The 13,135-nt window shown below is 53.3% G+C and carries 12 protein-coding genes; 7 read left to right on the top strand and 5 right to left on the bottom strand.

Annotation, left to right across the window (positions count from 1 at the left end; all coding sequences use genetic code 11):
- The first annotated feature begins 97 nt into the window (after positions 1–97).
- Positions 98–760 carry a M50 family metallopeptidase gene (locus tag AC0VZ8_RS01270; RefSeq protein ID WP_194540414.1) on the top strand — a complete coding sequence of 221 codons (663 nt, stop codon included), beginning with the start codon at positions 98–100 and terminating at the stop codon, positions 758–760.
- 136 nt (positions 761–896) lie between these two features.
- Positions 897–992 carry a competence inhibitor ComI gene (gene comI, locus AC0VZ8_RS01265; protein ID WP_019639195.1) on the top strand — a complete coding sequence of 32 codons (96 nt, stop codon included), beginning with the start codon at positions 897–899 and terminating at the stop codon, positions 990–992.
- Between the two features lie 390 nt (positions 993–1,382).
- On the opposite strand, the gene AC0VZ8_RS01260 is transcribed toward comI, so the two are convergent.
- Positions 1,383–4,184 carry a glycoside hydrolase family 2 protein gene (locus AC0VZ8_RS01260; RefSeq protein WP_475485784.1) on the bottom strand — a complete coding sequence of 934 codons (2,802 nt, stop codon included), beginning with the start codon at positions 4,182–4,184 and terminating at the stop codon, positions 1,383–1,385.
- Between the two features lie 147 nt (positions 4,185–4,331).
- Between AC0VZ8_RS01260 and AC0VZ8_RS01255 the strand changes: the two genes are divergently transcribed.
- Positions 4,332–5,264, top strand: a complete 933-nt coding sequence (locus tag AC0VZ8_RS01255; RefSeq protein WP_475485783.1) for an ArsR/SmtB family transcription factor — start codon at positions 4,332–4,334, stop codon at positions 5,262–5,264.
- A gap of 134 nt (positions 5,265–5,398) precedes the next feature.
- On the opposite strand, the gene fhuB is transcribed toward AC0VZ8_RS01255, so the two are convergent.
- Positions 5,399–7,408, bottom strand: coding sequence for a Fe(3+)-hydroxamate ABC transporter permease FhuB (fhuB, locus tag AC0VZ8_RS01250; RefSeq protein WP_475485782.1), 2,010 nt, complete (start codon positions 7,406–7,408; stop codon positions 5,399–5,401).
- Positions 7,409–7,500: 92 nt separating this feature from the next.
- Positions 7,501–8,535, bottom strand: coding sequence for an ABC transporter substrate-binding protein (locus tag AC0VZ8_RS01245; RefSeq protein WP_260068534.1), 1,035 nt, complete (start codon positions 8,533–8,535; stop codon positions 7,501–7,503).
- Between the two features lie 305 nt (positions 8,536–8,840).
- On the opposite strand from AC0VZ8_RS01245, the gene AC0VZ8_RS01240 reads away from it, so the two are divergent.
- From AC0VZ8_RS01240 to AC0VZ8_RS01230, 3 genes are all read left to right on the top strand, one after another.
- Positions 8,841–9,059, top strand: a complete 219-nt coding sequence (locus AC0VZ8_RS01240; protein WP_260068533.1) for a helix-hairpin-helix domain-containing protein — start codon at positions 8,841–8,843, stop codon at positions 9,057–9,059.
- A gap of 115 nt (positions 9,060–9,174) precedes the next feature.
- Positions 9,175–9,486, top strand: coding sequence for an ArsR/SmtB family transcription factor (locus AC0VZ8_RS01235; protein ID WP_009590170.1), 312 nt, complete (start codon positions 9,175–9,177; stop codon positions 9,484–9,486).
- 117 nt (positions 9,487–9,603) lie between these two features.
- Positions 9,604–10,728: an NADH:flavin oxidoreductase gene (locus AC0VZ8_RS01230; RefSeq protein ID WP_475485781.1), complete on the top strand. Its 1,125-nt coding sequence runs from the start codon at positions 9,604–9,606 to the stop codon at positions 10,726–10,728.
- A gap of 146 nt (positions 10,729–10,874) precedes the next feature.
- Here AC0VZ8_RS01230 and AC0VZ8_RS01225 read toward each other — a convergent pair whose 3' ends face one another.
- Together AC0VZ8_RS01225 and aroC are read right to left on the bottom strand one after the other, a co-directional pair.
- A complete protein-coding gene (locus AC0VZ8_RS01225; RefSeq protein ID WP_475485780.1) occupies positions 10,875–11,003 on the bottom strand; it encodes a hypothetical protein in 129 nt (42 codons plus the stop codon).
- Positions 11,004–11,018: 15 nt separating this feature from the next.
- Positions 11,019–12,077 carry a chorismate synthase gene (aroC, locus tag AC0VZ8_RS01220; RefSeq protein ID WP_475485779.1) on the bottom strand — a complete coding sequence of 353 codons (1,059 nt, stop codon included), beginning with the start codon at positions 12,075–12,077 and terminating at the stop codon, positions 11,019–11,021.
- A gap of 109 nt (positions 12,078–12,186) precedes the next feature.
- On the opposite strand from aroC, the gene AC0VZ8_RS01215 reads away from it, so the two are divergent.
- Positions 12,187–13,071, top strand: a complete 885-nt coding sequence (locus AC0VZ8_RS01215) for a LysR family transcriptional regulator (RefSeq protein WP_475485778.1) — start codon at positions 12,187–12,189, stop codon at positions 13,069–13,071.
- Positions 13,072–13,135: the final 64 nt, after the last annotated feature.

Here is a 13,135-nt window from a genome sequence, read left to right as displayed (position 1 = left end):
CCGATAGGGACTACCCGGTTTTCACATGTTTCTCATCTGTATTATAATGGACGGAATGATAGTCTAGCGAATGACTTTATGCTGAAAGGACCTTCGAATGAATAAATGGCTGAAAGCATTGTTATTTCTAGTGGGCGCGGCTATTCTGACAAGGCTGATCCCCTTCTCCTCCTGGTTCCGTATCCTGGATACGATGATCCATGAGCTGGGGCATGCCGTCATGACCCTACTCATGTCGGGGCGGGTGCTCAGCATCGAGCTGAATCCCGATCACAGCGGCGTGACCTATTCCATGCTGGCTTCCGGCGGCTGGAGTCCGATTGTGGTCTCGCTAGCAGGTTATATGTCGGCGTCCCTGTTCGCCATTCTGATGTTCTACGGCTATGCCAAGAAAAAGCAGGCCACCGGCCTGATCACCATTACCGTGCTTGCTCTCATTATGATCATTTTCTTCGTTCGCGCCGGCTATGGATTATGGTGGCTCATTATTTTTATGATCGTGAATTTGATCTTCTATTTCCTCGGCGAAAAAATACGTAATTTCTACTACCTGCTGCTTGCCTTTCTCGTGCTGGAAGAGTCCGTGGTCGGTCCGCTAACCCTCCTGACCATGGCGCTGACCCAGCCCAAGCAAGCAGGCGACGCCTCCAACCTGGCCAACATGACCGTGCTCCCGGCCTTCGTCTGGGCGCTGCTGTTCCTGCTGTTCTCCCTGTGGTGCGCGAGGATGGCGCTCCAGCTGTTCTGGAAGAAGCGGTGAAACAGGTTAATTGCAAGACAGGCAAAAGAAGCCAGCGTTATCCAATCTTTGGGATGACGCTGGCTTTTTTTATAAGGACCCGTTGGCAGCTTAGAATGACCTCAGGCATGGTTTCCCTTCGAAAGGAGGTGAAGCCATGGAAGTGAAAGATGCATTAACGATCATGTTCCTTTTTGGAACGTTCATTCTTGCTCTTTTAACATACATTAATAATAACAACAAGAGAAAGTAAAAACCCACCCAAAGGTTGAGGCCAGAGGTGGGTTTTGTTCCTATCGACTTAGAAGGGATAACCATCCAAGCCAATTGTACTGACCAAGTGTTCGCTGCACTTGGTCTTTATTACATATATAATAACATAATGAAAAAAATGTATCAAAGTGTAGGATGAACATTGAAACAAGAAGAATTAAGTTGAAGGTAAACGAAAATGGCAGCAGCTCCATCACATAACAACGTATCCGCGCTGGGGCATTGCCCATGGTCTGCTCGAGGCTTTTCAAAGAAAATCGAAACGAAAAATCATCATAAAAAAATGGGCTGCCCGGCAAGTCGTTTTTCACTACGAATAGACAGCCCAATTACTAATAAACCTTACATTAATGGTTTGTATTTGCCATGATCACCGACACCGCACCAGCAAATCGATCGGATAGCGGCCTGCATTCCGTCCATACAGACTGATGCCGCCTTCCTCGGCCCGCAGCTCCAGTCGGAAGCTGCGCTTGCGGTCAAGCTCTGCCGCGAGTCTTCCCGGTACCTGCGCCTGGCACAGGTACCCGTACGAACCAGCCTCTTCCAGAAGGTTATGGACCGGCTGATAGTGCCACGACAGCACCCCTCGACTATCGGCAGGGTCATCCGCGAGCACAACTTCGCCGATTTGGACATCGTCCACCCACACGGAGATACGGGATTCATGCAGCTCTTCATCCGTCATATAATACGTGCTCGGGTTATACTCCACGTCTGCCGATGCCCCGTGCATAAAATCGATTCCGTGCGTGCGATGACGCGCACCCTCGATATTTCGTGACAATAAACGTTTCGCGCCAGCCTCGAAGAATATCTCGATATCGCGGATCAGCGGCTGTTCGTCATGATCCGGCAGCTGCACGTCATAAACGAATCGTCCCTCTCCGCCGCCGTTCACTTTGGAGCCTAGAAGCGCCTCCCACATGTAAGCGAAGCTCTGCTCACGGAAAGTGTTAACCGGGATGCTTACGGTTCTGCCTTCCACTCCATCTACAGAGTTCCGGTTCCCATGCTCCTTGCCGCCACGCACGTCAAACGTTGTAAAGTTACGCGTCACTACACCGCTTCCTTCATTCAAGAGACGAACACCGAGGATGGCAACCGCATCCGTCTCCGGCATGCGAAGCTTCAGTTCAGTTATTGGTGCTACACCATAGCCGTCCCATGCTACTTCCAGAGTACCTTGATCTGCCACAACCTTCGTTCCGAGCTGATCATAGGATAATTCCCAGGCAAGGGTAAGCTTCTGCCCATGATATTGATCCGAATAACTGGAACGCAGCAACGGTACGGTCTTCTCTGCCCCTTGGTCCAGCGTCTGACAAGGCGGTGCGTCAATAACGATGAAGTCCGGCGTGTGCAGATCGGCGATCGTCATGCCCGGCACAAAATCCTCGTACCCAAATTTTTTGTCCGTCCCATCCAGACGGTAGTAGCCGTTGAATTCGTTTGTTACGTCGCGGAACTCCGTAAATACGAAGCCGCACAGCTTATCATGGCGCCGGAATTCGTTCAGCATGTAACGGTAATGCCACGCGAGATCGCTATCCCCGGCTCCTCCGTCAATTCCCCACACGTTCCCGCATTCACTGTTCATGAGCGGAGCGTCGCCTTGCTGATTGCCGCCGATATAGTTGTGTTCGGACCCTGGATAGGTCTTCTGGACAATCTCCTCGATATGATTCCGCAGCGGTTCATAACCGTTGATGTAAAAATGCCAGGTATTGATATCCGTCTCCACATGATCGTAAGCGCATGGAGAATTGTCTTCCACAATCCGGGTCGGGTCCAGCTCCTTGGCCCATCTGTATTTCTCCCTTACCCACTCCTGGGTCTCCGGAAGATAATACCGATGCTGTCCTTCGCCGCCCGTAAGGCCGGCAGACTCACTATCCGTGCGGAGTCCCCAAGTTTCGTTAAACATGACCCATGAAAAGATCGACGGATGATTCCGGTCCCGCTCAATCACTTCCAGCGCCTCGCGCTCATAGGCGGCACGCGCGGTCTCATCCGGATTGCCCCAGAAGCACGGCATATCCTCCATCACCAGAATCCCGAGTTTATCCGCCCAATACAGCTTGCGGGGCTCCTCCGGCTTGATATGAATCCGCACGAAGTTCAGTCCAAGCCGTTTCATCAGATAGATCTCGTCCCGCATCTCCGTATCCGTCGGGTAAGTGAAGAATCCCGTCTGGTGATAGGACTGGTCCAGCGTTCCATTTAAATAGACCGGCTTTCCGTTCAGCGTAATCCAGCGGTAATCCCGTCCGTCAAACTTCGCCGTTCCGATCTCCCGTATGCCAAAATAAGTATGGACGACATCTTCGCCGGAAGAACTCGTGAGACGCAGCTCCCCTTCATATAAGTGAGGGGTTTCGGGACTCCACAGCCGCGGGTCGTGGACTTGGAACACCGTTGTCCGTTCATTTGCGCCTTCTTGCAGTTCCCACTCCTCCTGATGCGTAACCGAGCCCTCCGCAAACGAGAGTTGGAGTGTCACTGTCCCTGCTTCTTGAGCCTGGATCTTGGATTTCAATTCGATCCGACCGTCAATGGAGGTCGTAAAGATGGCTTGCTCCAAGTAGGTTTGCGGCCGGGCCTCCAGCCAAACCGGCTGCCAAATGCCCCGGATCTCGCCGTACCCTTGCTTCCCCCGGGCCTGGTAATTGTGGTCCAAGTCCTCTGCACGCACAACGATTGTATTGTCTTTTACCGAATCCCACACCGTTGTCACGTCAAACTCGAAGGTTCCGTAGCCGCCTTGATGCGAGCCGACATGCTTGCCGTTAACCCATACATCACACAGATAATCGACGGCACCAAACCGCAGAAAGATCCGGGACTGGCTCCCGTTCGGCTCCCACTTCACGGATCGACGATACCAGCCTACCCCCTTCTCGTTACGCTCAATACCGGACAGGGGACTAACCCAAGAGAAGGGCACCGTAATCTCTGAAGTAAAAAGGCTGGCGTCTCCACCCTCCAGGGCAGCAGCGTATCCATCGGCGCCCGTACCCGCTTGTTGTTGTACATCATCTGATCCTTGCGTGTCGAGCCGGAACGACCACTGGCCGTTCAAATTCAACCAGTCTTTTCGCTCAAAATCCGGTCTGGGGTACTCCGCGCGCGGAATTTCCGTGTGAATAGAGGGTGCTACAGGAGTCTTCATGAAGCGTACACAACCTTTCCTTTTTCTGAATTTGCCCCTATTCTAGCACCTGTATATAATAAATGCAATGTACATTATGCTTTTACAATACATCAAATGTATTGTACACTTGGAGCAACTACAACTCTTCAGTAAAGGAAGGGGATTATGAACGAATCGAAGCTGGAAACCAACCGTTATCCGGCATCCCGGATCGTGGAAGTGGCCAAGGCCCTATCCAGTGATGTCCGTGTCCGCATCCTTGAAGCGCTTGGCGATAAACCGATGAGTGTCGGTCAGTTAGCAGAGGCGCTGGGGATTGCGCAGCCTACGGTGTCCATTAATGTCCAGATGCTGGAGCAAGCGGATCTGATCGTCTCTTCGCAAGGAGCGAACCGGGAAAAAATCTGCGCCGTCACCTGCCGTTCCATTTTTCTCGAGCTGCCATCGAAGCCGGGCGAGGGGCTGCAGCGCACGGAAGAAATCCACATGCCGATCGGCATGTTCTCCCACTGCTATATCGAGCCAACCTGCGGGATGGCAGCTCGGGACGGATCTCTGATCGGATCCCCTGACGATCCGCGCGCCTTTTACATGCCGGAACGAACGGAGGCTGCGCTGCTCTGGTTCTCGGGATCAGGATATATCGAATATTATTTTGCGAACCCTATGCCGCCCGGAGCGGCCCTTGATGAGCTGCGCATCCGCGCGGAGCTTAGCTCCGAAGCGCCTTCCTTCCAGCAGGATTGGCCATCCGACATCACGGTTACCATCAACGACCAACCTGTAGGCACTTGGAGGAGTCCCGGTGATTTTGGTGATCGCAAGGGGAAACTCACCCCGGATAAATGGAGAAGCGGCAGTGAGTACGGTTTGCTGACGGAATGGCGCGTAACCAAACAAGGCAGCCAGGTCAATGGCCACGAGTCCAGCGCCACGACCATCGATTCGCTGGAGCTTGCCTTTAACCGGCCCATCCGCGTCCGCTTCGAAGTGAAGAAAGACGCCGAGCACCCGAACGGCCTGAATCTATATGGTTCGGGTTTCGGAGATCATCCGCAGGATATCATCCTGTCTTTTGTACGGTACACGGAAGCCTAACAGCCGACCGCAGTCAGAAGAAGAAAAAAAGGCAAATCTAATAATCAACCGAATGAAGACAAAAAAGGCTATCCCATGCCACCTCTCTTGGCGACTATGGAATAGCCTTTTTGAATATTTAATCCTCACGACGGTTATTTCTTCTTCAGCTTATTGGTTTTTCCCATCAAATATAACAGGTACGGCGCACCGAGAAGCGCGGTAACGATACCCGATGGCAATTCCTTCGGAATCATGACCACCCGCCCGATCCAGTCTGCCCCAGCCAGCAAAATTCCGCCGAGCAGCGCCGCGATGACCATCGATTGCCGATGGCGAGCCCCAACCAGCATCCTGGCGGCATGCGGCGCAAGCAGTCCGATAAAGCCGACCGAGCCGACATTGGCTGCGGCGATCGAAGCCAACAGCACCGCAATGATGGCGACATACATCCGGGTATTCCGCACATGAAGACCGAGGCCAGTTGAGCTTTCTTCACTGAACGTCAGCAGATCCACCTTCCGCCCGAGCCACGCAGCCAGAGGAAGCAGGATCAGAATAGCGGGAACAATCCGCTGCACCTCCGTCCAGCCCCGGTTATATGTGCTTCCCGCCATCCAGGACAATGCGGGGGCTACGTCGACCTTGGCATGAATGATCATCAGATTGATGATGGCGGAACCAAGCGCGGCAACGGCAATGCCGACAAGTGTAAGAATCGTCGGATGAAGCCCTCTTTTCCAGGACACCGCATATACCAAAGCGGCTGCAGCCATCCCCCCAAGCACCGCGCCGACCGGGACCCAGCCTGCCGACAATTGCGGAAAACCGATCATCAGGAGCAGTGCGCCAGCACCGGCTCCGCTGGTCACTCCAATCACCTGGGGATCCCCCAGCGGATTGCGGACCGCATTCTGCAGAAGACTGCCGCTGACGGCCAGCGCCATGCCGGACAATCCGGCAGTTAACAGCCTCGGCAGGCGGAACTCCAGCAGAATCTGGCGATACATCGACTCGCCGCCTCCCGTAAGCACGGCCAGCACTTCCGTGAAGGGAATGCGCAGACTGCCGCTCATCAGGCTGAATACCCATACCAGCACCAGCAGCACGCTAAACAGTGTTACCAAGGCCGGATAAGGTATCCGGCGCAGGCTCGTGCCCGCCATGATCGATCCGCCGGAAGACCCGCGCCCTCCGATCAACGAGCGGGATACCCGCATTGCAAGCCAGATGAGGCACGGGGCTCCGATCATGGCCGTAATGGCCCCGACCGGAAGCTCACCGTAGGCGTTTATGAACATCCTGGCCACCGTATCGGCCCCGACAAGGAGTGCCGAGCCCCATAAGGCAGCCAGCGGAATTAACCCCGCATGCCGGACCACGCCGGACAGGCGGACCAGATGGGGAGCGACAAGCCCGATAAAGCCGATCGGGCCGACCACGCTCACGGTCACGCAGGCCAGCACAATCGCTGCTCCCATCGCAAGCAAGCGGGTGGTGCCGACTTTTTGGCCAAGGGAACGTGCCGACTCCTCATTGAGGGTGAGAATGTCCCACTGGCGTACCGCCAAACACAGCACGATCAGCCCGCCAATGATCCACGGCCATGAAAAAGCTACGCCATCCCAGTCATTCTGAATAAGCGAGCCGGAGCCCCACAGAAAAATCCCCTGCGTCGTTTGCTGGTTCAGCAGCACCAGCGCACTCGTAACGGAGGATAAAACCAGGGTAACAATCATCCCGGATAATGCAATCCGCAGAGGAGAGCCCTGCGTTTTTCCCGCCAGCGCATAGACGGCGACAGCCGCCAGCGTTCCGCCTGCCACTGCCAGTGGAAGGGCATACTGATGCAGCAGTCCCGGCCAGAAGATCATCCCCGCCACGACGGCCAAATAAGCGCCGGCATTTACGCCAAGCGTCGTCTCCGAGGCCAGCGGGTTGCGCGTGACGGTCTGCATAAGCACGCCCGACACCGCCAAGGCGGCGCCAGCCAACAGGCCCATGACCGTACGCGGAAGGCGCACGCTGCGGATGAGATGGTGATCCGCGATATCCTGCGGAGACACCAGGGCCTGCACGACCGTATTGACGGATATATCGGCTAGCCCTTGCGTTAAGCTGATAAACGTGAGAAATAACAGAGCCACCAGGCCTCCAACCAGCATCCATAACGGCTTCCAGCCCCTACCTGAGGAAACGGGTGGGGCTGGATGGATGCTCACCGGCGCGGAGCCTTGTGCCAGTTTGTTGCCGAGACTCATTTTGTGAGCAGATCAGCTGTCTTCTGGGCCATGGTTTGGGCAGACAATGGGCCGCCGTATGGCCACATGTCACCGCCAAGTGCGTACACGCGGTCTTCTTTAACAAAGTTCAGACCTTTCCACACCGGATTGTCCTTCAATTGGTTCTCGATGATGTTATCGCTCTCCTGGATAATATGCAGGAAATTCGCATCCTGAAGGGCAGGCAATGCCTCTACGTCTGTGGTGGTAAAGCCATAAACCTCAAATTGATCAGGTTTGTGGGCATTAGTCAGCCCGATGTGCTCCAGAATTTTGACGGCCAAGGAATTATCCGTTGAAATCCGGAACGTCACCGCATTCTGGTTACTGTATCCCATGGCGAGCGCAAACGGTTTTTCCGTCATGCCGGCTGCTTCAAGCTTGGATTTGGCATTCGCATAGGTTTGATCCAGATCGCTCAGCACTTTTGCGGCTTCGTCTTTCTTGCCAAGCACGTCGGCAATCGTATTGAAGGTATTAACCATCTCTTCATATTGATCCCCTTGTCCCTCAGTCGGATAAGGATCAAACACCAAGGTAGGCGCGATGCTGTTGTACGTATCATAGCCGGCTTCAAGATTCGATTTCAAACCGATGATCAGGTCCGGCTTCAAGGAAGCGATCAGCTCCAGATTCGGCTCTTGACGGGTGCCGACATCGGTAACGTCCGCCCCAATCTCTACGGGGATGTTCACCCATTGGTTCATCCCTTCAATGTCTGCAATGCCCACAGGCTGAACACCAAGTGCAAGGACATCCTCTGCGTAAAGCCATTCCAGCGCGACAATACGCTTCGGAACGCCCGTAATTTTCGTCTCGCCCAGAGCGTGCTTGATGGTTCGGGTCTCCGGCGTGCTTTCAGTGTTATCCCCGCCCTGTGCGGCCCCTTGATCCGAATTCTTCGCTGCCGTGGAGCTGCCTCCTTCATTGGATGCCGCACCCCCGCCGCAACCGGCTAAAGCCAAAGCAAATATCAATACGATAAACACGAGACCCTTCATACTGCGCATCGAATTTCTCCCCCTCATACCCTCTATGTATTGTAGATATTGTTTATTAATAATAATTATTGAGAACAATTATCATTATCAACACTCAGCACAATGATAATTATTCTCATTAAGATTGTCAATAGAATTTATGAAGATTGTCTAAACGATCCATGAATCCTTCTTCCATGAGTATAGGATTCGTTCTTTACAGAACATTAGATGTATAACATAATCTTACTGATTATTCCTACAAACTTAACCTCTACCACTATTCTTGTGCCTTGTATCCATTAAACAAAACAATCGAAAAGAGAGGGATCTCCATGCGTGACAAACCCCCCACTCCGGCTGCAGAAAGCGACTTTCCTGTTAAGGCCGGCAAACCTGCACGTCAAGCCCTTATCGTTGCAGGCTATCATCAGCTTGCCGACCTCACCCAAGCATCCGAGAAAGAACTGCTGGCGCTTCACGGGGTAGGACCCAAAGCGGTCAGAATACTACGTGAAGCTCTCGCCGAGAAGGGACTAGCCTTCAAAGAATAAATAAACAAGATAGGTCTCCTGAAGCCATAAGGACCAGGGATCTATCGTGTTTATTTTTTCCCATATTTTCAAATTCCATATTTACATTTCTATAAAAATAGATATAATGAAACACATGGATACCTTACAAACCATCAAAGCACTATCAAACGAGTCCCGGTTTAAAATTCTGGAGTGGCTGAAGCATCCGGAGGAACATTTTGACCCGCAGGATCACATGCCTTCCAAATGTGATTTTCATGGCGGTATCTGCGTGGGCTCCATTTCAGAAAAAACAGGACTCGCTCAGTCGGTCGTTTCTGGTTATCTGGTAAAATTGCAAAAGGCCGGTTTACTGGAATCCCATCGAGCGGGCCAGTGGACATATTACAGACGCAATGAGGAGGGCATTAAGCGTTTTATCGAACAACTCAAGGAAGAGCTTTAGGCTTAAAAAGCAAATTCAGATTGAAGATTAAGCTTAAAAGCTCTTTCTTTTTATCATATATATCTATTTTTATGAAAATACAGAAAAGCATATTAAACATATTGGAGGATTCCATACATGAGCAATCAAAATCAAAGTGTCCGATCTACAGCATCCCTATTCGAGCCATATACCATCGGCAACCTTACTCTTCCATCCCGCGTGGTGATGGCCCCTATGACGCGCGGGTTCTCTCCAAACGGCGTTCCAGGCCCGGATGTGGCCGCTTACTACCGTCGGCGTGCGGAGAATGGCGTCGGATTGATCATTACCGAGGGAACACTGATTAATCACCCGGCTGCAACCGATAACCCCAATGTACCTAACTTCCATGGTGAAGCCGCATTGAACGGCTGGGCCGAGGTGGTCCGTCAGGTCCACGAAGCCGGCGGTAAGATCATGCCGCAAATTTGGCACATCGGCATGACTAGACCAATAGGTGCCGAGCCTAACCCGGAAGCACTTCCGATCGGACCATCCGGACTTGACCTTGACGGCAACGTCGTCACAAAACCTATGACCAAGGATGAAATCGAGCAGGTTATTCAAGCTTATGCCGATGCAGCCGCGAATGCCAAACGCCTTGGCTTTGACGGCGTAGAAATCCATGGTGCCCACGGATACCTGATCGACCAATTCCTCTGGGAGAGAACGAACCAGCGTACCGATGAATACGGAGGTGACATGCTGAAGCGTGCCCGCTTTGCGGTCGAAGTGGTCAAAGCCGTACGTGAGGCGGTGGGTCCAGACTTCCCAGTTGCCATCCGCCTATCCCAATGGAAGACGACCCAATATGAGGCCAAGCTGGCGGATACGCCTGAAAAGCTGGGTCAGTTGTTAAACGCGCTGTCTGACGCCGGGGTCGATATATTCCACTGCTCGACCCGTCGCTTCTGGGAGCCTGAATTCGAAGGTTCTGACCTGAACTTTGCTGGATGGGCCAAGAAACTGACAGGAAAAACAGTCATCACCGTCGGTTCCGTCGGTCTCGATGAAGTATTCACCAGCCTCTTCACACAAGGTAAGGGTGCCGGCCAAAGAGACCTCGAAGAGCTGCTGAATCGTCTAGAGGAAAATGAATTTGACCTGGTTGCTGTCGGCCGTGCCCTGTTGGCTGATCCGCAATGGGCCGCTAAGGTTCGAGACGGACGTTTCGACGAGCTGGCACCATTCAAGCCGGATTCCTTGAAAACTCTGGTTTAATGCGATTTCAGTCCTCCCCCCTGGACTTAAAGCCGCATTAAATCTTTAAATAAATCAAAAACCGGAAGAAAGACTTCAGTCTCCTTCCGGTTTTTTTGCTGTATATGAACTTGCTTGCTCTTATCGCTCACCTGGACAGCCGGCCGTCAATGGCACACCCGCTTCCAGCTCCATTCAACGGATTGTTTCCCGAAGAATTGACGCGGCGAAGCATACTTCCAGAAATACCTGATGGCTGAAATGTGACACAGCTGCCACTCTCGGGTCGGCTTCATCCAGATTGTTCCCTGCTATTCGTCCTGCAAGGCGGCTTGACGCTTGTAATGATCCTCGATTACCATGCAAGCCATCGCTTCGATCACCGGTACGACGCGGGGACAGATGCATGGATCGTGCCTGCCGATCGTCGCAATCTCCCGTTCATTGCCGTCTATATCGACAGTCTGTTGAGGAGTAGAAATGGATGAAGTCGGCTTTACGACGACTCGGAACACGATATCCGCCCCGGTGCTGATACCACCGATGATTCCGCCGGCATGGTTCGTCCGGAACCCTCCCGCGTCCATCTGATCGTTGTGTTCGCTTCCCCGCATAGAGGCTGCTTGAAAGCCTGCCCCGAATTCAATGCCCTTAATCGCGCCGACGGACAACATAGCCTTCGCTAACTCAGCGTCAAGCTTGTCGAATACGGGTTCCCCCAGTCCCGCGGCAATGCCGCTAATTCGGCATTCGACAATCCCCCCGCAGCTGTCCCCCTCTTCGGCCAGTCGTTCTATCCTCTCAATCATGCGAACGGCTGCTTCCGGATCACACGCACGAACTGCATTCCGTTCGATAGCATCGGCGTCAAATTGCTCGCATCGGATACCTCCGATCTCGGTCGTATACGCCAGGATGGAGACACCCCGACGTTCCAGAAGCTTCCGCGCCACGGCTCCTGCAGCCACTCGCGCAGCCGTCTCCCTTCCCGAAGCTCTTCCGCTTCCTCGATAGTCGCGAATCCCGTATTTTTTCTCATATGTGAAATCCGCATGCCCGGGCCGATAGGCCGATTTGATGGTGTCGTATGCCGACGGCCGCATGTCGGTGTTGTTCAGCATGATGCACAGTGGCGTGCCCGTGGTTTTCCCCTCGAATAGCCCGGATACAATGCGGATCTTATCGTATTCCTTGCGGGGAGTCGTAACGGAGGATTGCCCCGGCCTTCTGCGATCCATCTGAATCTGGATGTAGGCCTCGTCCAGCTCAACGCCAGGCGTGACGCCCTCCAAAATGACGCCGACTGCTTCTCCGTGCGATTCCCCGAACGTAGTCATTTTCAATCGTTCTCCAAACGTGCTTCCTGCCATGTCCCTACCTCCCGAATACTTTCGATTCCTTTTCATTTAGTTTAAAGGTATAGTTGAAATAAATGAAATCGTAATATTGTAGAGATGCCATAGAGAGGATTGATGACAAATGATCGCCAACACCGAATGGTATCGGGTGTTTCTGCATGCCGCCGAGACGTCCAATTTGACGAAAGCCGCACAAAACCTCCATATGACGCAGCCTTCTGTGAGTTATGCCATCAAACAGCTGGAAGAAGCGCTCGGCGTGGGCCTGTTCGACCGGTTATCCAAGGGCGTCCGCCTGACGCAGGAAGGCCACGCCTTGTATCAGCATGTCCGGCAAGCCTTTGATGAACTCGATTCAGCCGAGCGCCGCTTGAAGAATCTGAAGCAGTTCGGCGAAGGCAGGCTGAGGATTGGCGCGAACGGGGCCATCGTTAAGGACTTTCTCCTCTCCCTGCTCGACCGATTCCATGCTCGCTATCCCGACATCCGCATTCAGCTGTCACAGGAACGAACCAGCAGCATCGTGGAGCGCTTAAAGAAAGGCTCGTTGGATCTTGGCTTTGTTCACCTTCCCGTATCGGACGAGGAAATCCATATCATCGACTCCCGTACCTCGCCTTATTGCGCCGTAGTCGGAACGGCCTTCGCAGATTGGGCACGCAGGCCTCTACGGACGGAAGAATTGACGGAGCTCCCCCTCTTGTTGCTATCCCCTGGCAGCTCGACGCGCTCCTTCATCGAAGGGTGGTTCCGATCACAGGGAGTGGAAGCGGAAGCCGACTTCGAGTTGAACAGCCTGGACATGTTAGCGGAATTTGCCGAGCGCGGTTATGGAACAGCATTCTTACCACGAGCCTTTGTCGCGTCCCGCATCTCGGACGGTTCCTTGCTGGAGCTTCGAACCGAAACGCCATTACCCGATCGATATATCGGCGTCGCCGTTCGGAAGCAGGTGTCGCCCTCGCTGGCGGCAGGGGCATTTTTGGAGATGCTGCAGCAGAATTGATGATCTTCGCCCTACATTACCCAACTGAACAAGGCAGCCGGATGAACGGCTGCCTTTGCTTCGT

The organism is Paenibacillus sp. QJM3NY_38, from assembly GCF_056173265.1.
This window is presented reverse-complemented; position numbering and strand designations above follow the sequence as displayed.